This is a genomic window from Sphingobium sp. OAS761, assembly GCF_024168485.1.
Taxonomy (GTDB): Bacteria; Pseudomonadota; Alphaproteobacteria; order Sphingomonadales; family Sphingomonadaceae; genus Sphingobium.
Window position 1 is genome coordinate 15,694 of sequence record NZ_JALJVY010000002.1, and the last position, 22,589, is coordinate 38,282.

The following is a 22,589-nucleotide window of genomic DNA, read 5'->3' on the forward strand; positions in this document are numbered from 1 at the left end:
GAGGTCAGCCAAGGGCGTATCGCGGCACGCGCCGTGATACGCCCTGTACCGTTCAGGCAACCAGCGTCAGATGGCGCGGCGTTTGGTCGTTTTCCTGCTCTTTGAGCGTCATGCCGATCGGGCAGCCCACGGCGGTGACTTCCATCTGGCTATGTTCCAGGCAGCGCGTCAACAGCGCTGTCGCACGGACCATGTCGCTGCGGCCCTCGATGATCTTGCCGGCGCTTTCATGGATGCGCTGGATGATGCGCTGGCTTTCGCTGGCGGTCAGGCCGGAACCCTGCGCGGCGGTGAGGAAGGCGCTGGTCAGATGGACCGCATCCACGAGCGCGGTATCAAGCGCGGCAAAGGCCTGCTTCGTCTGGTCGGCGACGGCCTGGGTCTTGGTCGGGTCAAGGTTAAGCACAAGTCATCTCCCTCGCACGGCGCGATACGCCCGTACGTTGTCAGAACAGCGATGTTCGGAAGGATCAGGCCAGAACGTGGAACGCGCCGGCTATCAGCAGCAGCAGAGTGACGACTCCCACGCCGGTCAGGACCGCAGCGCGGATCATCGCCAATATGCGGCCATCGATACTCAGTTCATTGATCGATCCCCCTAGTGGCGGGCCAAAGGCGAGAATGCGACGCAGGAGCGATTTATGCTCCGACTGTTCGTTTCTCTCGTCTGGCTGCACTAGGGATGACGCGGGATCGGGGTCCGGCGCAAGCGGCTTTGGCTGATATATCAAAGGCTGATATGTGCCGTTTTGGGGCTGGCGGTCCCCGGACAAGACGAACAGGCGCGCCGCTTCCTTGCGGGACGGCACGCCGAATTTACGCAGGCTGGTGCGCACGCGCTGGTCCACCGTATGCTCCGAAATATGGAGCTGACGCGCGATTTCCTTGGAATTGAAGCCCTGCGCGACCAGGCGCAGGCACTGCTTTTCCCCCTCGCTTAATGGTGGAAGGGTATCCGCCACTCCATCATTCCTCCTGCGCGACACGTTGCGGGCCAGTCATTACATCGCGATGCGCGATCGGACCCTGCCTGCCAACCATAGGTTGCGATTCCGTTGGTGCCCAGAGCCGAATTGGCACGGTCCCGAAACGGGTCATGCCGAATTCGGGTTCCCTTCCGCCCGCGTCGACCTTCAATCGGGAACGAAACGCACGCTCTGGCAAGGTTTGTTCCATGTCCCGCCGTCCGGCCAGCGTCGAACACGAATCGGCTGGACAGACATGCAAGCTTTTCACGACGATCAGGACCATGGCCTGTTTCACGCCCTGGAACAGATGAAACGACCGTCCGGCCGGCCGATCCGGCGGCGACAGCGCATCGGGCACGGAGACGACGACCGCCTCGCCGACACCGACGCTCCAGCGCCTATGCCGGGACGGTGGCCGTTGGACCGGCCTTGTAAATATGGAAAGGGGCGGACGTTCGATCGTCCGCCCCTTTCCGTCAGGCCACTTCGCTCACGCGCTTGGCGCGCTTGCGGTCGTGCGGATCGAGATGGGTCTTGCGCAGCCGGATGGTCTTGGGCGTCACCTCGACCATTTCGTCATCGTCGATATAGGCGATCGCCTGTTCCAGCGTCATCTTCTTGGGCGGGGTGAGGCGGACGCTGTCATCCTTGCCGCTGGCACGGAAGTTGGTCAGCGCCTTGGACTTCATCGGATTGACTTCCAGATCCTCGGGCTTGGCGTTCTCGCCGATGATCATGCCCTCGTAGAGCGTCTCGCCCACGCCCACGAACAGGATGCCGCGCTCTTCCAGCGGGCCGAGCGCATAGGCATTGGCCTCGCCCGAACCGTTGGAGATCAGGACGCCGTTCTTCCGGCCTTCGATCTTGCCCTTGTAGGGGCCGTATTTCTCGAACAGGCGGTTCATGATCCCCGTGCCGCGCGTGTCCGACAGGAATTCGCCATGGTATCCGATCAGCCCGCGCGACGGGGCGGAGAAGGTGATGCGGGTCTTGCCGCCGCCCGACGGGCGCATGTCGGTCATTTCCGCCTTGCGCATGTTCATCTTGTCGACGACCGTGCCGGAAAATTCATCGTCGACATCGATGACGACCGTTTCATAGGGCTCGGTACGGTTGCCGTCCTCATCGGTGCCGAACAGCACGCGCGGACGCGAAATGCCGAGTTCGAAGCCTTCGCGGCGCATCGTTTCGATCAGCACGCCAAGCTGAAGCTCGCCGCGACCTGCCACCTCGAAACTGTCCTTGTCGGCGCTTTCGGTGATCTTGATCGCGACGTTCGATTCCGCCTCGCGGAACAGGCGATCCCGGATCATGCGGCTCGTCACCTTGCTGCCTTCACGGCCCGCCATCGGGCTGTCGTTGACGGCAAAGCGCATCGACAGGGTCGGCGGGTCGATCGGCTGGGCCTGAAGCGGCGTGCTGACCGACGGGTCGGCGATGGTGTTGGCGACGGTCGCGACGGCCAGCCCGGCCAGCGAGATGATGTCGCCCGCGCGCGCTTCCTCCACCGGCACCCGTTCCAGCCCGCGGAAGGACATCAGCTTCGACGCGCGGCCGCTCTCGATCACCTTGCCCTCGGCATCCAGCGCGTGGATCGGCTGGTTCACCTTCACAACGCCGGAATTGACCCGGCCGGTGAGCACGCGGCCCATGAAATTATCGCGATCCAGCAGCGTCACCAGGAAGGTGAAGGGCGCGTCCTGGTTCAGCGCCGGCGGCGGCACATGCTCGACGATCTTGTGGAACAGCGGCTCCAGCGTGCCTTCGCGGCGATCCGGGTCGTCGCTGGCATAGCCGTTGCGGCCCGACGCGTAGAGCACCGGGAAATCGAGCTGCTCGTCCGTGGCGTCGAGCGTCACGAACAGGTCGAACACCTCGTCCAGCACTTCCTGGATGCGCTGGTCGGGGCGATCGACCTTGTTGACGACGACGATCGGGCGCAGGCCCAGCGCCAGCGCCTTGCCGGTCACGAACTTGGTCTGCGGCATCGCGCCTTCGGATGAATCGACCAGCAGGATGACGCCGTCGACCATGGACAGGATGCGCTCCACCTCGCCGCCGAAGTCGGCGTGGCCGGGCGTATCGACGATATTGATGCGCGTGGCGACGCCGTTCGGGTCGCTCCACTCGATCGACGTCGGCTTCGCCAGAATGGTGATGCCGCGCTCCTTTTCCAGGTCGTTGCTGTCCATCGCGCGTTCCTCGATGCGCTGATTGTCGCGGAACGTGCCGGACTGACGGAAAAGCTGATCGACAAGGGTGGTCTTGCCATGGTCGACGTGCGCGATGATCGCGATATTACGCAGGGACATGTGTTGCCTTTGGGATATGGGTTCCCCCCGGCCGGCACAGCGCCTGCCCAGGACTATCGCGCGCGCCCCTACAGGAAATGATGCGTTGCGGCAAGGGCGGTGGTCCCGCTTACACGGGGAGCGGTGGTGTTCACCCCTACTCTTGCACGATCGTATAACTGCCTTATGGAGGCACCACAGGTTCGCACCCCCGGATAAAGGATAGAAACCCATGCGGCTGACTGCCCCCTTCGCCTGCGCCTCGTTGATCGTCCTTGCCGCCGCCATGCCCGCCCTTGCGCAGAAGGACGCGCCCGATGCGGCGAAGCAACATGCGGAAAAGGTCGCCGACGATGTCGCGGCAAACTGGGCCGCCGCGCCGGTCGAGGAAGTGACGCGCAGCGACAAAGGCACCGCGCGGGTCGACGGCAAGTCGATCCCCTACACCCAGACCGCCGGCACGCTCACGATCCGCGACGAAAAGGGAAAGCCCATCGCGAGCATGTTCTACACCGCCTATACCGCGCAGGGCAGGAACCGGCCCGTGACCTTCTTCTACAATGGCGGCCCCGGTTCCTCGACGCTTTGGTTGCGCATGGGCAGCTTCGCGCCGATGCATGTGCGCACAGGCAATCCCGAAGCGGTCCGGCCCGCCCCGTTCGACGTCGGCCCCAATAATGACAGCCTGATCGGCAGCACCGACATGGTGTTCCTGGACGCCATCGGTGCGGGCTATTCCCGGCCCATCGGTGATGCCAAGGGATCGCAATTCTACGGCGTCGATCAGGATGTGGACGCCTTTGCCAAGGCGATCATCCGCTACACGACCAAGTTCGGCCGCTGGGCATCGCCCAAATATATCTTCGGCGAAAGCTATGGCACGACCCGGTCGGGGGCGCTTGCCTATCAGCTCGAAGATCGCGGACTGGCGCTCAACGGCGTCGTACTGCTGTCCTCCATCATGAATTACGGCATTCGCCAGTCGGGTTTCGACACCATCCATGTCGGCTATCTGCCCAGCTATGCCGCCACCGCCTGGTATCATGACAAGGTGCCCGGCGGCCGCCCCGCCAGCCTGGAGGCATTTGTCGAGGAAGCGCGGGTCTTTGCCAACGGTCCCTATGCTACCGCACTGCTCAAGGGGTCCGACATCAGCGCGGAAGAAACGGATCGGATCGCGCTGCAGATGAGCCGTTTCACCGGACTGTCGGTCGACTATCTGAAACGCGCGAACCTGCGCGTGAACCTGTCGCGCTTCCGCAAGGAATTGCTGCGCGACGAGCATGAGACCATCGGCCGGTTCGACAGCCGCTATACCGGCATAGACGCCGACACGGCGGGCGAGGAACCGGAATATGATCCGTCCAGCACCGGCATCACCGGCCTTTATGTCGGCAGCTTTCTGGATCAGGTGACGCGCCAGATCGGCTACGAAACCAATCTCAGCTATCGCCTGAGCGCGCGGGAAGGCGGCGACTTCAAATGGGACTGGGGTCACGAACCGCCGGAGGGCGGCCGGCAGAATGTCGCTGACGTGACCGCCGACCTCAGCGCCGCGATGCGCACCAATCCGCATCTGCGCGTGCTGTCGCTGAACGGCTATTACGACATGGCGACGCCCTTCTTCTCGACCGAACGGGATCTGAAGCACATGATGCTGGAACCGGCACTGCGCCAGAACCTTCAGTTCCGCTACTATCCGGCCGGACACATGGTGTATCTGAACCCGGAGGCACTGCACCAGATGCGGCTCGACATGGAACGCTATTACGCGGAAGGGGCGCGGTGAAAGCGGAAAGGGGCGGCAACACCGCCCCTTTTCAATAGCGCAGCCTGGGATACCAGTCCGCCGGGCGCCCCTCCGGCGTCAGGTCCAGGATCGACCAGAGCGAGGCAATGTCCGGCGCGTCACGGGGATCCTGCCCCGGATCGGCCATTTCCCCCCGCATCTCGCTCATCCAGAACAGACGGATGCCCGCCCCGTCCCTGCGAAACACGACTAGCGCGGGATTTTCGCCGTCCGGCGTCAACAGCCCCAGATCATTGGCATAATCGTCGCCGATCGCCTGGACGAAGTCGGTGTTGCGCCAGCCCCGCTCCTGCGCGAAGGCGAATTGCCGTTCCACCGGGCTGCGGCCCAATATCTTGTAGGCGACGCGCTGCTTGATGTCGGCCGCGTTGCCGTCGACCGATCCGATCCAGTTGGTGCACATCGGGCAGGGTCGCTCGCGCTCGGGGCCGTACATCCAGAAATAGGCGACCAGGGTATCCTTGTCGCCGAACAGATCGGACAGGCCGACTTCGAAGCCCTGTTCGTCCCTGAAGCGATAATCCTTTTCGATCAGCGGACCCGGCGGCAGCGCCTGACGCTGCTCGACGAGGCGCGTCATGTGGCGGCGAAATTCTATTTCCTCCGCCAGCAAAGCGGTGCGCGCGTCGCGATAGGCATCGCTTTCGCCGGGGAAGACTGGTTTGCGGCCTGCCGCCAATGTCTCTGCGGGTTTCAGTTGCTGGTCCATCCTGGCTCTCCTCGCGCGTCGAACGCGAGGAAAGCCAGGATGGTTCAATGGTCGCTCGCGGCGAACGCGCCGATGCCGGTTTCGGCGCGGACCCGCTGGGCGGGATAGCCCGCCTTGTCGACCGCCGCGCGGGGCGAGGCATCGAGGCGCGAGATCAGCCAGATGGCGATGAAGCCCGCCGGGACCGAGAAGATCGCTGCCGAACTATAGGGAAAGGGCGCGACGCCCAGGCCAAAGGTCGTGGTCCAGACCGCCGGCGACAGCAAGGTCAGGACGAAGGCGGTCAGCAGTCCGATCGTCCCGCCCCAGGCCGCGCCGCGCGTTGTGCAGCCGCTCCACAGCAGCGAGAGGATCAGCACCGGGAAATTGCCGGACGCGGCCAGCGCAAAGGCCAGACTGACCATGAAGGCGACATTCTGCTTTTCGAACACCAGCCCGAGCAGCACCGCCAGCGCACCCAGCGCCAACGTCGTCAGCCGCGACACGCGCAGTTCGTCAACCGAACTGGCCTGCCCATGTTTGAATATGGTAGCATAGAGGTCATGGCTGACCGCCGAGGCGGCGGAAAGCGTCAGTCCAGCGACGACCGCGAGGATGGTTGCGAAGGCCACCGCCGAGATGAAGCCGAGAAACGCATTGCCGCCGATGGCGTGGGCGAGGTGGATCGCCGCCATGTTGCCGCCTTCGCGCAGCGCGCCCTGCGCGTCCAGATAACCGGCATCCGTCCCGACCAGCACGATCGCGCCGAAACCGATGATGAAGGTCAGGATGTAGAAATAGCCGATCCAGCCGGTCGCCCACAGCACCGACTTGCGCGCCTCCTTCGCGTCCGGGACGGTGAAGAAGCGCATCAATATGTGCGGCAGGCCCGCCGTCCCCAGCATCAGCGCCAGACCGAAGGAGATGGCCGACACCGGATCCTTGATGAAATTGCCCGGCGCCATGATGGAGCGGCCGCGCTCCGCCGCTTCGCCCGCATTCGCGCCGTGGGCCAATGCCGCCTGCGTCTTCACCTCGACCGCGCGCGCGAACAACGTCTCCAGTGAGAAGCCCATCTGCGCCAGCACCATCAGCGCCATGAAGCTGGCCCCGCCCAGCAGCAGCACCGCCTTGATGATCTGCACCCAGGTCGTGGCGCGCATCCCCCCGAACAGGACATAGAGCATCATCAGCGCGCCGACGATCACCACCGCCAGCGCATAAGGCAGGCCGAACAGCAATTTGATGAGCTGCCCCGCCCCCACCATCTGTGCGATGAGGTAGAAGCTGACCACCAGCAGCGTGCTGACCGCCGCGAAGCTGCGCACCGGCGGCTGGGCGAAGCGGTAGGAGGCGACATCGGCGAAGGTGAAGCGGCCGAGGTTGCGCAGCCGCTCCGCCATCAGGAACAGCAGGATCGGCCAGCCGACCAGAAAGCCGGTAGAGTAGATGAGGCCGTCATAGCCGTCGTTGAAAATCTGCGCTGAAATGCCGAGGAAGGAGGCCGCGGACATATAGTCGCCCGCCATGGCCAGACCGTTCTGGAAACCAGTGATGCCGCCGCCCGCCGTGTAGAAATCAGACGCGGTGCGCGTTCGCGCCGACGCCGCCTTGGTGATCCATAGCGTCAGCCCGACAAAGGCGACGAACATGGCGATTGCCACCCAGTTGATCGGCTGGCGCTCCGCCTCCCCCTCCAGCGCGGCGGCGAAGGCGGGGGACGGGATCAGCGCGAGCGCGACGAGCCACGCCCTCATGCACCATTATCCTTCAGAATTTGCGCCATTTGCGCATCATGATGGCGGTTGGCATAGGCGACATAGAGGCCGGTCAACGCGATCGCGAGCAGGATGAGGCCAAGGCCGATGGGGATGCCGATCGACGTCACGCCCGCCCCGATCGGCGCGCCCAGCAACGCCTTGTCGAAGGCGATCAGCAGCAGATAGCCGACAAAGGCGCAGAAGATGGCAGCCGACAGCCACCAGCCCAGCCGCGCGCGCCGCGCCACCAGCGCGACGTAGCGCGGATCGGCCGCCACCGCCGCGATCCGTGCATCTTCCTCTTGCCGCGTCATCCCGCCTCCTCCCCCTGTGTCCGGCCATGCTAACCGGCCGTCGAGCGATTGCAATGGCATGGGCGGAGGCTTTATAGCAAACGCGCAGACTTGCGGCCTGACTGTTTTATGCACATATGACAGTCGAAGTGCCGATTTGGGCTATTGGGAGATGACATGGCTTCGACCGCGCCGACCGCTACCGCCGATCCGCTCAACCTGACGCCGCCCGATCCGGTGCCGGCGGTCGCGCCCGACAAGGCGGCGGGGCTGGTGCCGATCGACGAGGACAAGAAGTCGAAGCTGGACGAGAAGGTCGATGCCTTTATCGACGATCTGATCGCACAGGACGCCAATTCGCCCGAATTCGGCAAGCGCGTCGACCAGCTTACCAACATGGGCCGCAAGGAAATCGCCGAGGCCGCGGGCCATTCCAACCGCTTCCTGGACCGGCCGGTCCGCGCGATGGACAGCGACACGAAGGTCGGGGCGGACCTGGCCGAACTGCGCCGCACGGTCGAGGATCTGGACCCCGGCAAGCGCGGCAGCCTGCTGGCGCCCAAAAAACTGTTCGGCATCATCCCCTTCGGCAACAAGATGCGCGACTATTTCGACGGCTATAAAAGCGCGCAGGGGCATATCAATTCGATCCTGGGCAGCCTGGCCAGCGGCAAGGACACGCTGATCAAGGACAATGCCGCGATCGACGTCGAGCGGCAGAATATGTGGGCCACCATGGGTCGCCTGGAACAGATGATCCACATCAGCAAGACGATGGACGCGCGACTGGAATCCCGGGCGCTGGAACTGGATTCGACCGATCCGGCCAAGGCCAAGGCGATCCGGGAAAGCGCGCTCTTCTACATCCGGCAACGCACGCAGGACCTGCTGACGCAGATGGCGGTGACGGTGCAGGGCTATCTGGCGCTGGATCTGGTCAAGAAGAACAATGTCGAACTGGTCAAGGGCGTGGACCGTGCCAGCACCACCACTGTCGCTGCGCTGCGCACGGCGGTGACCGTGGCGCAGGCGCTGGTCGGGCAGAAGCTGGTGCTCGAACAGATCACCGCGCTCAACACCACCACCGCCAACATGATCGACCGCACCGGGGAGTTGCTCAAGACCCAGACCGCGCAGATCCACGAACAGGCGGCGTCCAGCACCATCCCCATCGAAACGCTCCAGCGCGCCTTCCAGAATATCTACGACACGATGGACAATATCGACACGTTCAAGCTCAAGGCGCTGGAGAATATGAAGACGACAGTGAACACGCTGTCGAACGAGGTGGAAAAATCCAGGGGCTATATCGCGCGGGCGCAGGGCCAGGCGCAGGCGGCGCAGGAAGCGCGCATCGACAATCCGCTGTTGAGCGCGATCGAGGAGTGACGGCATGAGCCGGTCGGAACGCGTGCTGTCGGATGCGGAGGCGGTATTGCGCCGTCACAGCGATCGCGGCCGCAGCCTTTCGGCACGGGCGCGCCGGCGACGCAACGCCGGCCTGATGCGAAAGCTGAAATATGCCTTCTGGGCGGTGGTCGCCGTCCTGCTGGGCAGCGCCGTGGCGGGATTCGTCGTGCCGCTGGGCGTGACCGGCGTGATGATCGCGCTGGGCGTCATGATCGCCGCGGTGCTGCTGATCGGCCTGCTGCCGACGGAAAGCGCGGTGGGTACCGAAGCGCTGGCGCACACGGCCCTGCCCGCGCTCCCGCTCAAGACAGAGATCTGGCTGGAAAGCCAGCGAAAGGCCTTGCCGGCTCCGGCGGTCACGCTGGTCGACAGCATCGGCGTCAGGCTCGAAACGCTGGCACCGCAACTGGAACGGATCGGCGAGCAGGATCCGGCCGCGCTGGAAATTCGCCGGCTGCTCTCGGACCATCTGCCCGAACTGTTGACCGGCTATCGGTCGATCCCGGAACCGCTACGCCGCGAAGACCGCAACGGCCGCGTGCCCGAAAAACAGCTGATCGAAGGATTGTCGGTGATCGACAATGAAATCGCCCGCATGACCGAGACGCTGGCCAGCGGCGATCTGGACAAGCTGGCGACCCAGAACCGGTTTCTGGAACTGAAATATCAGGAGGCGAAGGAACTCGGCGCCTGACCCCGGCTTCCCTTTCGCATGATCCATCTCACGCTCATCATCGTGGATTTCCTGACCGGACTGCTTGCGGCGGGCGCCTGGGCGCTGGTCATGGCGGGCGGCGCGATTGCGGCACTGGTCTTGGGTGGCCTCGCCGGCCTTGCCCTGCTGCGGCGCTGGTGTCGCAGACCCTAGAGATCGTCCAGAATGCCGAGCACCTTCTGCGGCGCGAGCGGGGTGTCGAACCGAACGCCGAATTTTTTCCCCCGGACCCACACGATATGGCCGGTTGCGCACAATATTCCGCCTTCGATGATGACATGATCGCCATCGTAGGGCGGCTGGTCGCTATGGCCTAGCGCGCCGGTTTCCGACAGGTCGAGAAGATGCGCACGCACTGAAAAACCGTGCATGCGCAGCGTAACGGGCTCGAACAACTTGTGTCGCGTCGCCCTCCGCGTCTGTTCGAACGACACGGTAGGGAAATATCGATCCTGCATCGCTGCCTCCCCGACTTGCCCTTCATAACCCAGCTTTTAAGATTAGGTTCGCATCATTCGACGTTAACCGGGCACTAACCTTCTTTTTATTCCGCGAGTGCACAAGGAACGATGCTTTCAGGCGCCGGACGTGCGGCAATACGACGGAAACGCGCAAAATATCCGCCCGCGGTCGGCTTGGGGACCAGTTCGTCCATGCGGAATCCCATCGCCGCCATTTCGCATGCCAGCAACCGGGGCGGGGTTCCATGCTGGCCGGTCGGCCGATCCGCGTCGACCACGATCACCTGCCCGTCCGGTCGCAGCGCTGGGCTGAGATGCCAGAGAAAGGCATAGGGTTCGGCAATTTCATGATACATGTGGATCATCAGGATGCGGTCGAAACTGTTGTCGGGCAGCTTGGGGTCCTCCGGCGCGCCCAGCCGCACGCTGACATTGTCCCATTTTTCGCGGGTTATGCGCCGCGACAGCGCCTCGATCACCTCGGGCATGATGTCTTCCGCCAGCACCCGGCCGCGCGAACCGACGCGCCGCGCCAGACGGACGGTATAATAGCCCTCGCCCGCGCCGATGTCGGCCACGCTCATGCCCGGCGCGATGCCGGCCCGGTCCATGATGTCCTCGGCTTCGTTGACGCGGTCGCGCGCTTCCTCGCTGGACCAGCGGGTCGACACGATAGGGGCGACCGGGCGGTCGGCGCGGGGAAAATCGCGCGCACCGGCCGCGCGCTCGGCCTCGTTACCGCCCGTCAGCGGGTCGCAGGCGGCGAGCAGGCACAGCGCGCCCGCCAGTGCCGCCCGCGCCGGCATCAGTCCACATCCTCCACATCGACGGTTTCGCCCGTCACCTTCTGGCTCAGCGCCGCCGCCATGAACGGGTCGAGCGCACCGTCCAGCACATCGTCCGGCGACGTCGACGTGACACCGGTACGCAGGTCCTTCACCAGCTGATAGGGCTGGAGCACATAGGACCGGATCTGGTGGCCCCAGCCGATCTCGGTCTTGGCCTGATAATCGCTTGACGCCGCTTCCTCGCGCCGCCGCAGCTCGGCTTCATACAGGCGCGCCTTCAGCATGTTCATCGCGGTCGCGCGGTTCTTGTGCTGCGACCGGTCATTCTGGGACGCGACGATGATGCCGCTGGGCACGTGGGTGATGCGAACGGCGGAATCGGTCGTGTTGACGTGCTGGCCACCCGCGCCGGACGCGCGATAGGTGTCGATCTTCAGGTCGCTTTCCTTGACCTCGATGTCGATGTCGTCATCGATCACCGGATAGACCCACACGGACGAGAAGCTGGTGTGGCGCCGTGCCGAACTGTCATAGGGCGAAATGCGCACCAGCCGGTGGACCCCGCTCTCCGTCTTGGCATAGCCATAGGCATTCTCGCCCTTGAACAGGAAGGTCGCGGACTTGATTCCCGCCTGGTCGCCGGCCTGATAGTCGACCAGTTCCACCTTGTAGCCGCGCCGTTCGGCCCAGCGGCGATACATGCGGCTCAGCATCTCGGCCCAGTCCTGGCTTTCGGTGCCGCCCGCGCCGGCATGGATTTCCAGATAGGTGTCGCTCGCATCGGCCTCGCCCGACAGCAGCGCCCGGATCTTGTCCTCGTCGGCGCGCTCGGCCAGCGCCTTCAGCGCGGCGATCGCCTCCGTCACCATATCCTCGTCGCCCTCGGCCTCGGCCATGTCGATCAGGTCGGCGGTGTCGGTCTTTTCCGTCTCGATCGCCCGGGTCGCACCGATGGCGCTGTCCAGCCGGGTGCGCTCGCGCATCACCTCCTGCGCCATCTTCTGGTTGTCCCACAGGGTCGGGTCCTCGACGCGGGCGTTCAGCTCGTCCAGCCGGCGCAGCGCACGGTCCCAGTCCAGCGACTGGCGCAGCAGGGCCAGCGCGGCGTCGATGCGGTCGATATATTGCTGCGCTTCGGCGCGCATGGTCTCTTCTCCAACTGGCGAGGGCCAGGTTCGTTGGTCTAGCCCGCCGGGACGGACTTGTCGAAAGGCGCGTCCTTCCCGATGAAGGGGGCCTTCGTCAAGCGTCTAGCCGTGGGTCACGCTGTCCAGAACGGCCGCACGCAGCTCCGGGATCCCCATGCCCTTTTCGCTCGACGTCGCGATGATGTCCGGATGGGCAGCGGGGCGCTTGCGGATCGCGTCCGCGGCCCGCTGCATGACGGCCGCCAGTTCGCTCGCCTTGATCTTGTCCGCCTTGGTCAGCACGATGCGATAGCTGACCGCCGCGCCGTCCAGCATGTCCAGCATGTCGGTGTCGACGTCCTTGATGCCGTGGCGGCTGTCGATCAGCACCAGCGTGCGCTTCAGGCACGCCCGTCCGCGCAGATAGTCGTTCACCAGGAACCGCCATTTGCGCACCATGTCCTTGGGCGCCTTGGCATAGCCATAGCCGGGCATGTCGACCAGCCGCAGCCGCAGCGGATCACCCACGTCGAAGAAATTGAGTTCCTGCGTCCGCCCGGGCGTGTTCGACGTTCGCGCCAGGCCGTTGCGGTTGGTCAGCGCGTTCAGCAGCGACGACTTGCCCACATTGGAACGCCCGGCGAAGGCCACTTCGTTCACCGCCATGTCGGGCAGGAATTTGAGGTCCGGCGCCGACTTCAGGAATGCGATCGGCCCCGCGAACAGCTTGCGCGCCTCCTCGATCAGCGCGGCATCGTCTTCGCCGGTCATTCCCTCACTCCGTTCGCGTCTGGCCTGTCGAATCATGGCGCGCCGTTCCCGACAGGCCGGAAGCGAACGGGCGTGCTGTCCCGGCCTATTTCGCCGCCGCGGCCGGCGTGTTCAGTTGCGGGTGCCGCTTGTAGAGCCACCATTGCTGCGCCATCGACAGGCAGTTGTTGGTGATCCAGTAGACCAGCAGGCCCGCCGCGAACGGCGCCATGATGAACATCATCATCCACGGCATGATCGAAAAGATCTGCTGCTGCATCGGGTCCATCTGGGCCGGGTTCAGCTTGAACTGGAAATACATGGAAATGCCGAGCAGCAACGCCAGCACGCCGATGGCCAGGAAGGACGGCGGCTGGAAGTCGAGATAGCCGAACAGATTGAGGATGTGCGCCGGATCGGGCGCAGACAGATCCTTGATCCACAGCACGAAGGGCTGGTGCCGCATCTCGATCGTCAACTGCAACACCTTGTAGAGCGCGAAGAAGATCGGGATCTGGATGAAGATGGGAAGGCACCCCGCCAGCGGATTGACCTTCTCCTTCTTGTACAGCTCCATCATCTCCTGCTGAAGGCGCGGCTTGTCGTCCTTATACTTCTCCTGCAACGCCTTCATCTTGGGCTGCACCGCGCGCATCGACGCCATGCTGGAGAACTGGCGCTGGGCGACCGGGAACATCAGCGCGCGCACGCACAGCGTCAGGCAGATGATGGCGACGCCGAAATTGCCGATATGTTCGAACAGCCAGTGGAGGAGAGCAAAGATCGGCTTTTCGAACCAGTAGAACCAGCCCCAGTCGATCGCCCGATCGAACAGCGGCACGCCAGCGTCCTGATAGGCCTCCAGCGTCTTCACTTCCTTGGCGCCGACGAACAGCCGCATCGTCTGCGTCACCGCCTTGCCGGGGGCCAGCATCGTGGCGGGCAGCGCGGCGTCGGCCTGATATTGCGTGCCTGCGCCCTTGCGGAACTGTCCGGCGAAATCGGCCTGCTGGTCCGGAATCATCGCGGACAGCCAGTATTTGTCGGTGAAGCCGACCCAGCCGCCCTTGGACGAGAAGCTCTGCGTCGACGGCCCCTTGTCCAGGTCCTTGTAGTTCACGTCATAATTGGCCGCGCCGTTGAACACGCCCATCGGTCCGACATGGATGGTCCAGGTATCGGGGTCCTTGGGAATACCCATGCGGCTGACATAGCCATAGGGCTTCACCCCGACCGTGCCGGCGCCGGTGTTCGATACCTTCTGCGCGGCGGTGATCATGTAGTTGTCGTCGACCGACAGGCGGATTTCGAACGTCTGGCCCGCGCCGTTATTCCATGTCAGCGTGACCGGGCTGGTCGGGGTCAGCGCACTGCCCCGCGCGGTCCACAACGTGTTGCGGTCCGGAGTCTTCAGCCCTTCGCCCTGCCAGCCGAAACCGGCGAAATAGGCGTCCTGCGTGCCCGACGGGCTGAACAGCCGCACGGCGGGCGAATCCTTGGCGATGGTTTCCTTGTAGGTCGGCAGCACGATATCGTCGATGCGCGCGCCCTTCAGGTTGATGGAACCGTTCAGCTTGGGCGTGCGGATGGGCACGCGCGGACTTTCCTTCATCACCAGGGTGCGGTCGCGAATCGCGGCGGGGCCGTCGGCGGCCGGATCGGCGGCGGGATTGGCGACGGCGACCTGCTTGCCGTTCTCGATCTTCGTGGCGGGCGGATTGGCGGCCGGGAAGAAATGCTGGGCTATATAGGGCCATCCGAACAGGATCGCCGCGGTCAGCAATACCGCCAGGATGATATTCTTCTTGTCGTCCACGCTTTTCGGCTCCGCCGTCTGAGTCACTGTCTCACGAGACAGGGTCGTAGCCCGACCCGCCCCAGGGGTGGCATCGCATTAGCCGCTTGAACCCCAGCCAGCTACCCTTGATCGCGCCATATTTGCGCACCGCCTGAATCGCATATTCCGAACAGCTGGGCGCATAGCGGCATGTGGGCGGCAGGACGCGCGAGGGACCAAGCTGCCAGCCGCGCGCGATCAGGATCAGGATGCGCGCGATCATCGCCGGGGCTCACGCCGCCGCGGGTCGCGCGGCGCGTCCACCGGCCGGGTCATGATCTTGCCCAGCGCCTTCGCAAGTTCGGCATGCAGCAGCGCGAAATCGCGCTCTACCCCGCCATCGCGGCCGATCAGCACATGGTCCGCGCCGGCAATGCCATGGGCGGGCAGCAATGCCCGCGCCAGGACACGAAAACGGCGCTTCATCCGGTTGCGGATGACAGCGCCGCCAATCTTCTTCGTAACCGTGATGCCGTATCGCATCGCAGGATCGCCGTCGCCGCGTTCCCGCACCAGCAGGACAAAGCCCGGCATGGGCGCGCGTCGACCGCGATTGGCCGCCAGAAAGTCCGCGCGCCGGGCCATCACGGCCGGCTGGGCGTTTTCCGGCGTATCGCTCAGGCGCAGAGGTTCTTGCGGCCGCGCGCGCGGCGGGCGCGAATCACGTTGCGGCCACCGGGCGTCGCCATGCGGGCGCGGAAACCGTGACGGCGCTTCCGAACCAGATTGCTCGGCTGAAAGGTGCGCTTCATCGTTCATTCCTCAAACAAAAAGAATCGGGCGTGACAAAAAAGGGCCGCCAAAGGGGCGGCCGCCGGTCAGGGAGCGTCCGATAGGGAAAGGGGGGCGGGAAGTCAATGGGAGAAGCGGCGAAGCCCGTCGGCCCTCTGGCCTATTTCCCCCGCGCGGTCGCGACGCCTTCCTTCAACGCGTCATAGCCCACCGCGCCGCTCAGCACCTGGCCACCGATGACGAAGGTCGGCGTCCCGGCCGCCTGCAATTTCTGGGCAAGGGCGATGTTGGACTGGATTTCGGCATCATATTTGCTCGACGCCATCGCGCTTTCCGCGTCCGCCTTGCCGATGCCGGCCTTTGCCGCCGCTGCCACGATCGTGTCGCGCGTCACCCGGCCCGCTGCATAGAGCGCCTTGTGGAACGGCATATACTGGCCGCGTTCGGCCGCCAGCAGCGACACCTTGGCCGCATTGCTGCTTTCTTCCGACAGGATCGGCAGTTCGCGATAGACGATCTTCAGCTTCCTGTCCTCGCCCACCAGCTTTGCAAGATCGGGCAGCGACGCGCGGCAATAGCCGCAGGCATAGTCGAAAAATTCGACCACGGTGACGTCGGCGTCCTTCGCCCCTTCCCAGGCACCGGCGTAGGGCGTTTCCAGCGTGCTGCGACTGGCGTCGATCACGCTTTCCATCCGCTTGGCCTGCAACTTCTCGACCGCCTGGGGAATGATCTCGGGATGGTCGAGGATATAGTCGTGGACGATCTGTTCTATCGCCGCCTTGTCGGACGCGCTGACGGATCCGCCGGCCTGCATGGCAAGGGCGGTGCCGGCGGCGGCCGCGACGAAGGCGAAAGCGCCAAGGGTCATCTGCATGGTCCTGTTGGATAGCGCCGCGCGAAAGCCCGGCCGTGTGTCGTTGGTCATCGCTATTTTTTCTTCCGCTGCTGCTCGATCGCCGCGCGTGAGACCATCGCGATATCCTGTGCCCGCAGATAGTCAACCGTGCCGGGCTTCAACCCCTGCATCGCGGCGTCGGCGCTGCGCAGCGCCATGGCGTTTTCGCCCATCATCGCATAGCGTTCGGCGGTCGCGAGCGCCGCGCGCGGCACGTCGCCGCGCCGTTCGTAGACGACGCCCAGCTGATACCAGGCGAAGGGGTTTTCGCGGTCGCGCTGCACCGCCACGCGCAGCACCTGCTCGGCCTCGGCGAAATTGGCGCTGTCCTCCGTCGCGATCAGCGCATGCGACAGCAGCACCGAAATCAGCGGCTGGTTGGTCAGCTTCACCGCCTCGCGCAGCGGCGCGATCGCCTCGGCCGGCTTGCCGCTTTCCAGCAGGATCTGCCCTTTCAGCTCCAGGAAATAGGGATCGTGCGGCATGGCCGCGAGCAACGCGTCCGCCTCTTCCAGCGCCTTCTGCGGATAGGCGCTCTTGTGCCAGGCATAGGCGCGCGCATAATGGGCGGGGATCGACTGGTCGGTCTCGGGATATTTGATGAGTGTTTGGGTGGGTTCCGACACGAAGCCGATCAGCTTCGCCTTGATCCGCTCGAACCGCGCCTCCAGCTTCGGATCGACCGGCCTGCTCCAGGCAGGATCGGCCTCATAGACCTCGCGCAGCACGTTGATGCGTTCGCCCGACAGCGGATGGGTGCGCCCGTAGCTGTTGTCCTGCGGAATGGCGAGCCGATATTCCTGGTTCTGGAGCTTCTTGAAGAAATCCAGGCTGCCCTTGCCGCTGATGCCCGCGATATGCAGGTAGCGGGCGCCGGCCAGATCCGCCGAGCTTTCCTGCGCGCGGCTGAACGCCAGATATTTGCTCAGCGCCGCCTGCTGGCCCAGGCCCATGATGCCCATGCCCGCTTCCGCGCCGCCCGCCGCGATCGCCGCCGCGCCCAGCACCAGGCTCAACAGCGTAACGCCGGTGGCTTCCTTGATCCCCTCGCCCGACCGGATGATATGGCCGCCTTCGATATGGCCCAGTTCGTGCGCAACCACGCCCTGCAACTGGTTCACATTGTCGGCCTGCGCGATCAGCCCGCTATGCACCCAGACATATTGGCCGCCCGCGACGAAGGCGTTGATCTCCGGATCGTTGATGACCATGACCTGGACATTGTTCGGCTCCATCCCGGCCGCCTTGACCAGCGGTCCGGACATGTCCGCCATGAACGCTTCGGTCTCGGCGTCGCGCAGCACCTGCTGCGCCATCGCGGGACGCGCCATCAGCGCCAGCGACGCCAGCAGCAGCATGCCGAATTGACAGAAGCGACCCATGGACCCCCGCGCCTGCCATGCCCGGCCTGAACCTGTCGTTAAGCCCGCACATGAAAAAGGCGCCGCCGCACGCCGGAAGAAACCGGACGGGCGACGGCGCCTGATCATGGGCAAGGAATCGCGGCCTTACTGACCGAAGGTGCGCTGCCACCAGCCGCGACGCGGCGTGCCGTCACCTTCTTCATCGGCCGCGCCATCCTCGGCGCCGAAGGCCTCGGCGGGCTCGGCGACGGGCGCATCGGCGGCAGGGCTCGCGTCCGGCGCGGGCGCGGCCTCGACCTCTGCCGCCGCCGCGGGTTCGGCAACCGCAGGCTCGGCAACAGGTGCCGGCTCTGCTTCCGCGACCGGCTCGGCCTTCTTCTTGCGCGTGCGCTTGGGCTTGGCCGGCGCGGCCGCTTCCTCGGCAACGGGCGCGGCCTCGGCTTCGACCTTCTTCTTGCGGGTGCGCTTGGGCTTGGCCGGCGCCTCGGGCGCGGGCGCTTCCGCCGCGCCGTCCGCCTGCGCGTCGACGGCATCCGCCGGGGCAGCCGCCTCGGCTGCCGCTTCGGGCTCTGCCTTCTTGCGGGCGCGCGGGCGGCGCCGGGTCTTGGGCGCGGCCTCCTCGGCCACTTCCTCGGCTACCGCTTCGACGCCCGGCGCTTCGAGCGCGGGCACTTCCGCGTCGACGGGTTCGGCGTTCGGCTCAACCGACTCGGCGGCATCGGCCTGGCCCTCGGCCTCCATGTCGCCACCCTCGCGCCGGCGGCGTCCGCCCCGGCGACCACGACGGCCGCGACGGCGCGCGCCGCCGTCCTCGCCATCGGCGGCAACCGGTTCGCCAGCCTCGGCGGCGTCCGCCTCGGTCTCTTCGCTCTCGGCCGCGTCGGCTTCGCCCTCGCCTGCGTCCTCTTCGGCTCCGGCCTCGCGATTCTCCTCGCGCTGGCCGCCGCGACGACGACGGCGACGGCGACGGCGACGACCGCCCTCGCGGTCTTCGCCCTGCTCGCCACGGTCCTCGCGTTCGGACGATTCCTCGACCTCCTCGGCCTCTTCCTCGTCATCCTCTTCAACGATGTCGAGTTCATCTTCCTCGACCACCAGCGGCGTGTAGTCGACGACGCGCTCGGGGCGGGGACCGCTGGCCTCGACCGACATGCGCGCGCCTTCCACCTCGCCATCGGGCAGGATGACGATGGTGACGCCGTAGCGCTGCTCGATCTCGTCCAGTTCGCGGCGCTTGTTATTGAGCACGTAGAAGGCCGCCTCCTGGCTCGCCCGCAGCGTGACGATGCTGCCGCGCCCGCGTGCCGCTTCCTCTTCCAGCATGCGCAGCGCACTCAGGCCCGCCGACGACGCGGTGCGGACCAGGCCGGTGCCCTCGCAATGCGGACACTGGCGGGTGGACGCTTCCAGCACGCCGGTACGCAGGCGCTGGCGGCTCATCTCCATCAGGCCGAAGCCGGAGATGCGGCCGACCTGGATGCGGGCGCGATCGTCCTTCAGCGCCTCCTTCATCGCCTTCTCGACCTTGCGGATGTTGGAATTCACTTCCATGTCGATGAAGTCGATGACGACCAGGCCCGCCATGTCGCGCAGGCGCAGCTGGCGCGCGATTTCCCGGGCCGCCTCCAGGTTGGTGGCGACGGCGGTCTGCTCGATGCCGTGTTCGCGGGTCGACCGGCCCGAGTTGATGTCGATGGACACCAGTGCCTCGGTCGGGTTGATGACCAGATAGCCGCCCGATTTCAGCTGCACGACCGGATTGTACATCGCCGCGAGCTGGTCCTCGACGCTGGCGCGCTGGAACAGCGACACGGCGTCGGCATATTGCTTCACCCGGCGCGCATGGCTGGGCATCAGCAGCTTCATGAAATCCTTGGCCGCGCGATAGCCGTCCTCGCCCTCGACGATGACTTCCTCGATATCCTTGTTGTAGATGTCGCGGATGGCGCGCTTGATCAGGTCGCTGTCATTATGGATCAGTTCGGGCGCGGACGCGCGCAGCGTCCGTTCGCGAATCTCGTCCCACAGGCGGGCCAGATAATCGAAGTCCCGCTTGATCTCGGGCTTTGTGCGCTGAAGGCCGGCGGTACGGACGATGCAACCCATGGTGGAGGGCAGGCTCATTTCCGAAACGATCGACTTCAGACGCTTGCGATCGGCGGCGTTGCTGATCTTGCGCGAAATGCCGCCGCCATGGCTGGTGTTGGGCATCAGCACGCAGTAGCGACCGGCCAGCGACAAATAGGTGGTCAGCGCCGCGCCCTTGTTGCCGCGCTCTTCCTTGACCACCTGCACCAGCATCACCTGGCGCCGCTTGATGACGTCCTGAATCTTGTAGCGGCGGCGCAGCGCCATGCGCTTGCGGCGCAGTTCGTCGGCGGCATTGTCGCCGTTCTTCTCGCGCTTGCCACGGCGGCCTTGATCGACCTCGGCGTTCTCCGCCTCGCCGTCCTCATCTTCGTGATGATGGGTCGCCTCGACGATTTCGACGCCATCGTCGCCGGCGACGCCATCGTCGTCCTCATCCTCGAAATCGGCGCGCAACGCGGCCTCTTCCTCGGCATGCGCGCGTTCCTCGCGCAGCAACGCCTCCCGGTCCTCGCGCGGGATCTGGTAATAGTCGGGATGGATTTCCGAAAAGGCCAGGAAGCCGTGGCGATTGCCGCCATAGTCGACGAAAGCCGCCTGCAACGACGGTTCGACCCGGGTCACCTTGGCAAGATAGATATTCCCTTTGAGCTGCTTGTGCTCGGCGGATTCGAAGTCGAATTCCTCGATCCGGTTACCCTTGACGACCGCGACCCGGGTTTCTTCCCGGTGGCGCGCATCGATTAGCATACGCATTGTCATTTATACTTCTCCGGCGTCGGCGGCACGCCCAATCGGCGCTGGCCGCCACGCGATAGTGAAAGGACGACCGGCCGCGCGCCCCTGGGGGCGCGAAACGCGGCGGCGTCCGGGTTTGAAAGGAAAGTTTTGCGTCTGCTGCATCGGCAGGGCCGTTCATTGCGCCGGCTCGTACCATCCACGCCGCCTCGCCCGTTTCCGGGGCAAGCGTGGAAGGAAATTCATGCCTCATGCAGCGTCAACCTGTTCTCTGTTACCGGCGTTCGCGCCGGCACATCATATAAGGTCCCTGCAGAACAGCCGCGATCCGGGCATTCTGCGAGGGATTGTGAATGGGTAGCAGTCAAATACGGAAGGAGCAACGGCTACCCGAAATAATGTGACGCGCATTTGACGGCATACGCCCGGTCATGTCGCCAAATATCCTGAAAATGCCGTTAACTCTGTCATTTTACGGCCCGAAAAGGGCGGCATGATTAATCCGGCATTCAGCGTGGGGACGCTGGACGGATAATCGGCATGAAATTTGGCTGGACGGCCGACAATCGCGGGCTACACAAGCGGCGTATGTTCTTTGGCCTTGCCCTGGCAAGCACCGTTGCACTGTCGGCGCCCGGCAGCGCGGGCGGCATTTCCGGCGTGGATGTGACGGGCAACCGCGTGGTCGTGCGCTTCGACGGCGCGGTGGACGGCGCTTCCGCCTTCCTGCTGGACGCCCCGCGCCGCATCGCGCTCGACATTCACGGCGCGCAGGTGGGAAGGGCCTATGTCGGGCCGGGCGGCAGCACCGTCGCCGGCGTCCGCCAGGGCCAGATCGACGGCGATACCGCGCGCGTCGTCCTTGACCTGTCCGGACCGGCCACGCTGGGCGAACCGCGGATCGCCTCCGACGGCAAGTCGCTCAGCTTCTCGCTTCAGTCCATCAGCGACACGCGCTTCCGCGGCGAAGTGGGCAAGGGACGCACGCGTTTCGACGCGCCGGCCGACATGGCCGCCCGCCCGCAAAAGCGCATCCACTCGATCACGGTGCCGATTCCGCCGGTCGCGCGCGGCGTCGCGCTGCCGCCGGTGGAAGGCGCGCATGACGGCGCCCGCCCGCTGATCGTCATCGATGCCGGCCATGGCGGCCATGATCCGGGCGCCATCAACAAGGAAAACGGCAAGCAGGAAAAGGACGTCACGCTGGCGATCGCGCAGGCGATCCGCGACCGGCTGGTAAAGACCGGCCGGGTGCGGGTGGCGTTGACCCGCGACGACGACCGCTTCCTGGTGCTTCAGGAACGGTACGGCATCGCCCGCAAGCTGGGCGCGGACCTCTTCATCTCCATTCATGCCGACGCGGCGGAAAATGCCGACGCCCATGGCGCGACGGTCTACACCCTGTCGGAAACGGCGTCCGACCGCGAAGCCGCGCGGCTGGCGGCGCGAGAGAACAAGGCCGACATCATCAACGGCGTCAACCTGGGCAACCAGTCGGGCGACGTGTCGTCGATCCTGATCGACCTCACCCAGCGCGAATCACTCAACATATCGGCGAATTTCGCGCGCCTGCTCCAGCGCGAGGCGGCACCCTTCGTGCCGTTCCGCAGCACCTATCACCGCTTCGCCTCGCTGATGGTGCTCAAGGCGCCCGACACCCCGTCGGTTCTGTTCGAAACCGGCTATATCAGCAATGCCGCCGATTCCGCCTTCCTCTCCTCGCGCGAGGGGCAGCAGAAGATCGCGAGCGGGGTCGCCCGCGCGATCGAGGTCCATTTCGCGCGCAAGCTGGCGATGACCGGCAACGCCTCGGGCGGGTGAAGATTCGGGTGGGCGAAACGGCTCTGGCCTTGGCGACAATTTGACCCTAG

23 protein-coding genes are annotated in these 22,589 nt (G+C 65.1%); 5 read left to right on the forward strand and 18 right to left on the reverse strand.

Annotated features, from left to right (window positions below; translation table 11 throughout):
• Positions 1-52: 52 nt before the first annotated feature.
• From J3E64_RS02740 to typA, 4 genes are all read right to left on the reverse strand, one after another.
• Positions 53-406 carry a hypothetical protein gene (locus J3E64_RS02740; protein WP_253339454.1) on the reverse strand — a complete coding sequence of 118 codons (354 nt, stop codon included), beginning with the start codon at positions 404-406 and terminating at the stop codon, positions 53-55.
• A 64-nt stretch (positions 407-470) separates the two neighbouring features.
• Complete coding sequence (locus tag J3E64_RS02745) at positions 471-962, reverse strand: helix-turn-helix transcriptional regulator (RefSeq protein WP_253339456.1); 492 nt, start codon at positions 960-962, stop codon at positions 471-473.
• Between the two features lie 4 nt (positions 963-966).
• On the reverse strand, positions 967-1,251 hold the full coding sequence (locus J3E64_RS02750) for a hypothetical protein (RefSeq protein WP_253339458.1): 285 nt from the start codon (positions 1,249-1,251) through the stop codon (positions 967-969).
• 193 nt (positions 1,252-1,444) lie between these two features.
• Entirely contained in the window at positions 1,445-3,280 is a 1,836-nt protein-coding gene (typA, locus tag J3E64_RS02755) for a translational GTPase TypA (protein ID WP_253339460.1), read from the reverse strand.
• Positions 3,281-3,491: 211 nt separating this feature from the next.
• Here typA and J3E64_RS02760 point away from each other — a divergent pair, with 211 nt between their 5' ends.
• Complete coding sequence (locus J3E64_RS02760; protein ID WP_253339462.1) at positions 3,492-5,048, forward strand: S10 family peptidase; 1,557 nt, start codon at positions 3,492-3,494, stop codon at positions 5,046-5,048.
• 31 nt (positions 5,049-5,079) lie between these two features.
• Here the strand turns inward: J3E64_RS02760 and J3E64_RS02765 are convergent, their stop codons facing one another.
• Genes J3E64_RS02765 through J3E64_RS02775 form a run of 3 tightly spaced genes read right to left on the reverse strand, consistent with a single transcriptional unit; the run spans position 5,080 to position 7,831 of the window.
• Complete coding sequence (locus tag J3E64_RS02765; RefSeq protein ID WP_253339464.1) at positions 5,080-5,778, reverse strand: DUF899 family protein; 699 nt, start codon at positions 5,776-5,778, stop codon at positions 5,080-5,082.
• A 44-nt stretch (positions 5,779-5,822) separates the two neighbouring features.
• Positions 5,823-7,514: a cation acetate symporter gene (locus J3E64_RS02770; protein WP_253339466.1), complete on the reverse strand. Its 1,692-nt coding sequence runs from the start codon at positions 7,512-7,514 to the stop codon at positions 5,823-5,825.
• Positions 7,511-7,831, reverse strand: a complete 321-nt coding sequence (locus J3E64_RS02775; protein WP_253339468.1) for a DUF485 domain-containing protein — start codon at positions 7,829-7,831, stop codon at positions 7,511-7,513. The genes J3E64_RS02770 and J3E64_RS02775 overlap by 4 nt, the downstream gene beginning before the upstream one ends.
• Before the next feature lie 156 nt (positions 7,832-7,987).
• Between J3E64_RS02775 and J3E64_RS02780 the strand changes: the two genes are divergently transcribed.
• The 3 genes from J3E64_RS02780 to J3E64_RS02790 are packed head-to-tail and all read left to right on the forward strand — an operon-like array spanning position 7,988 to position 10,088.
• Positions 7,988-9,199, forward strand: a complete 1,212-nt coding sequence (locus tag J3E64_RS02780) for a toxic anion resistance protein (protein ID WP_253339470.1) — start codon at positions 7,988-7,990, stop codon at positions 9,197-9,199.
• Between the two features lie 4 nt (positions 9,200-9,203).
• Positions 9,204-9,914, forward strand: coding sequence for a hypothetical protein (locus J3E64_RS02785; RefSeq protein ID WP_253339472.1), 711 nt, complete (start codon positions 9,204-9,206; stop codon positions 9,912-9,914).
• An 18-nt stretch (positions 9,915-9,932) separates the two neighbouring features.
• Positions 9,933-10,088: a hypothetical protein gene (locus J3E64_RS02790; RefSeq protein ID WP_253339474.1), complete on the forward strand. Its 156-nt coding sequence runs from the start codon at positions 9,933-9,935 to the stop codon at positions 10,086-10,088.
• Here the strand turns inward: J3E64_RS02790 and J3E64_RS02795 are convergent.
• From J3E64_RS02795 to J3E64_RS02845, 11 genes are all read right to left on the reverse strand, one after another.
• Positions 10,085-10,393: a PilZ domain-containing protein gene (locus J3E64_RS02795; protein ID WP_253339476.1), complete on the reverse strand. Its 309-nt coding sequence runs from the start codon at positions 10,391-10,393 to the stop codon at positions 10,085-10,087. The genes J3E64_RS02790 and J3E64_RS02795 overlap by 4 nt on opposite strands.
• A gap of 86 nt (positions 10,394-10,479) precedes the next feature.
• Complete coding sequence (locus tag J3E64_RS02800; RefSeq protein WP_253339478.1) at positions 10,480-11,202, reverse strand: class I SAM-dependent methyltransferase; 723 nt, start codon at positions 11,200-11,202, stop codon at positions 10,480-10,482.
• Positions 11,202-12,329, reverse strand: coding sequence for a peptide chain release factor 2 (gene prfB, locus J3E64_RS02805; RefSeq protein WP_253339480.1), 1,128 nt, complete (start codon positions 12,327-12,329; stop codon positions 11,202-11,204). Before prfB ends, J3E64_RS02800 begins: the two co-directional genes overlap by 1 nt.
• A gap of 105 nt (positions 12,330-12,434) precedes the next feature.
• Positions 12,435-13,082, reverse strand: coding sequence for a ribosome biogenesis GTP-binding protein YihA/YsxC (yihA, locus tag J3E64_RS02810; protein WP_253339486.1), 648 nt, complete (start codon positions 13,080-13,082; stop codon positions 12,435-12,437).
• An 85-nt stretch (positions 13,083-13,167) separates the two neighbouring features.
• Positions 13,168-14,877 carry a membrane protein insertase YidC gene (yidC, locus tag J3E64_RS02815; RefSeq protein WP_253339488.1) on the reverse strand — a complete coding sequence of 570 codons (1,710 nt, stop codon included), beginning with the start codon at positions 14,875-14,877 and terminating at the stop codon, positions 13,168-13,170.
• Between the two features lie 31 nt (positions 14,878-14,908).
• Positions 14,909-15,121, reverse strand: coding sequence for a membrane protein insertion efficiency factor YidD (yidD, locus tag J3E64_RS02820; protein WP_253339490.1), 213 nt, complete (start codon positions 15,119-15,121; stop codon positions 14,909-14,911).
• A complete protein-coding gene (gene rnpA / locus J3E64_RS02825; RefSeq protein WP_253339492.1) occupies positions 15,118-15,483 on the reverse strand; it encodes a ribonuclease P protein component in 366 nt (121 codons plus the stop codon). Before rnpA ends, yidD begins: the two co-directional genes overlap by 4 nt.
• Before the next feature lie 32 nt (positions 15,484-15,515).
• The gene (gene rpmH / locus J3E64_RS02830; protein WP_253339494.1) at positions 15,516-15,650 is read right to left on the reverse strand and encodes a 50S ribosomal protein L34; all 135 of its coding nucleotides are present in this window, start codon (positions 15,648-15,650) and stop codon (positions 15,516-15,518) included.
• A 140-nt stretch (positions 15,651-15,790) separates the two neighbouring features.
• Positions 15,791-16,558 carry a DsbA family protein gene (locus J3E64_RS02835; protein WP_253339496.1) on the reverse strand — a complete coding sequence of 256 codons (768 nt, stop codon included), beginning with the start codon at positions 16,556-16,558 and terminating at the stop codon, positions 15,791-15,793.
• A 2-nt stretch (positions 16,559-16,560) separates the two neighbouring features.
• Positions 16,561-17,910, reverse strand: a complete 1,350-nt coding sequence (locus J3E64_RS02840; protein WP_253339498.1) for a M48 family metalloprotease — start codon at positions 17,908-17,910, stop codon at positions 16,561-16,563.
• Positions 17,911-18,036: 126 nt separating this feature from the next.
• Positions 18,037-20,742, reverse strand: coding sequence for a ribonuclease E/G (locus J3E64_RS02845; protein WP_253339500.1), 2,706 nt, complete (start codon positions 20,740-20,742; stop codon positions 18,037-18,039).
• A 516-nt stretch (positions 20,743-21,258) separates the two neighbouring features.
• Here J3E64_RS02845 and J3E64_RS02850 point away from each other — a divergent pair.
• Positions 21,259-22,539 carry an N-acetylmuramoyl-L-alanine amidase gene (locus tag J3E64_RS02850; protein ID WP_253339502.1) on the forward strand — a complete coding sequence of 427 codons (1,281 nt, stop codon included), beginning with the start codon at positions 21,259-21,261 and terminating at the stop codon, positions 22,537-22,539.
• Positions 22,540-22,589: the final 50 nt, after the last annotated feature.

Excerpts from the sequence above, each read along its gene's own strand:
- J3E64_RS02770 (WP_253339466.1), bottom strand. The coding sequence starts at position 7,514 with ATGAGGGCGTGGCTCGTCGCGCTCGCGCTGATCCCGTCCCCCGCCTTC.
- yihA (WP_253339486.1), bottom strand. The coding sequence starts at position 13,082 with ATGACCGGCGAAGACGATGCCGCGCTGATCGAGGAGGCGCGCAAGCTG.
- J3E64_RS02835 (WP_253339496.1), bottom strand. The coding sequence starts at position 16,558 with ATGACCAACGACACACGGCCGGGCTTTCGCGCGGCGCTATCCAACAGG.
- yidD (WP_253339490.1), bottom strand. The coding sequence starts at position 15,121 with ATGATCGCGCGCATCCTGATCCTGATCGCGCGCGGCTGGCAGCTTGGT.
- J3E64_RS02795 (WP_253339476.1), bottom strand. The coding sequence starts at position 10,393 with ATGCAGGATCGATATTTCCCTACCGTGTCGTTCGAACAGACGCGGAGG.
- typA (WP_253339460.1), bottom strand. The coding sequence starts at position 3,280 with ATGTCCCTGCGTAATATCGCGATCATCGCGCACGTCGACCATGGCAAG.
- J3E64_RS02790 (WP_253339474.1), top strand. The coding sequence starts at position 9,933 with ATGATCCATCTCACGCTCATCATCGTGGATTTCCTGACCGGACTGCTT.
- rpmH (WP_253339494.1), bottom strand. The coding sequence starts at position 15,650 with ATGAAGCGCACCTTTCAGCCGAGCAATCTGGTTCGGAAGCGCCGTCAC.
- J3E64_RS02850 (WP_253339502.1), top strand. The coding sequence starts at position 21,259 with ATGAAATTTGGCTGGACGGCCGACAATCGCGGGCTACACAAGCGGCGT.
- J3E64_RS02845 (WP_253339500.1), bottom strand. The coding sequence starts at position 20,742 with ATGACAATGCGTATGCTAATCGATGCGCGCCACCGGGAAGAAACCCGG.
- J3E64_RS02750 (WP_253339458.1), bottom strand. The coding sequence starts at position 1,251 with ATGGTCCTGATCGTCGTGAAAAGCTTGCATGTCTGTCCAGCCGATTCG.
- J3E64_RS02775 (WP_253339468.1), bottom strand. The coding sequence starts at position 7,831 with ATGACGCGGCAAGAGGAAGATGCACGGATCGCGGCGGTGGCGGCCGAT.
- J3E64_RS02840 (WP_253339498.1), bottom strand. The coding sequence starts at position 17,910 with ATGGGTCGCTTCTGTCAATTCGGCATGCTGCTGCTGGCGTCGCTGGCG.
- J3E64_RS02800 (WP_253339478.1), bottom strand. The coding sequence starts at position 11,202 with ATGCCGGCGCGGGCGGCACTGGCGGGCGCGCTGTGCCTGCTCGCCGCC.
- prfB (WP_253339480.1), bottom strand. The coding sequence starts at position 12,329 with ATGCGCGCCGAAGCGCAGCAATATATCGACCGCATCGACGCCGCGCTG.
- J3E64_RS02760 (WP_253339462.1), top strand. The coding sequence starts at position 3,492 with ATGCGGCTGACTGCCCCCTTCGCCTGCGCCTCGTTGATCGTCCTTGCC.
- J3E64_RS02765 (WP_253339464.1), bottom strand. The coding sequence starts at position 5,778 with ATGGACCAGCAACTGAAACCCGCAGAGACATTGGCGGCAGGCCGCAAA.
- rnpA (WP_253339492.1), bottom strand. The coding sequence starts at position 15,483 with ATGGCCCGGCGCGCGGACTTTCTGGCGGCCAATCGCGGTCGACGCGCG.
- J3E64_RS02785 (WP_253339472.1), top strand. The coding sequence starts at position 9,204 with ATGAGCCGGTCGGAACGCGTGCTGTCGGATGCGGAGGCGGTATTGCGC.
- J3E64_RS02780 (WP_253339470.1), top strand. The coding sequence starts at position 7,988 with ATGGCTTCGACCGCGCCGACCGCTACCGCCGATCCGCTCAACCTGACG.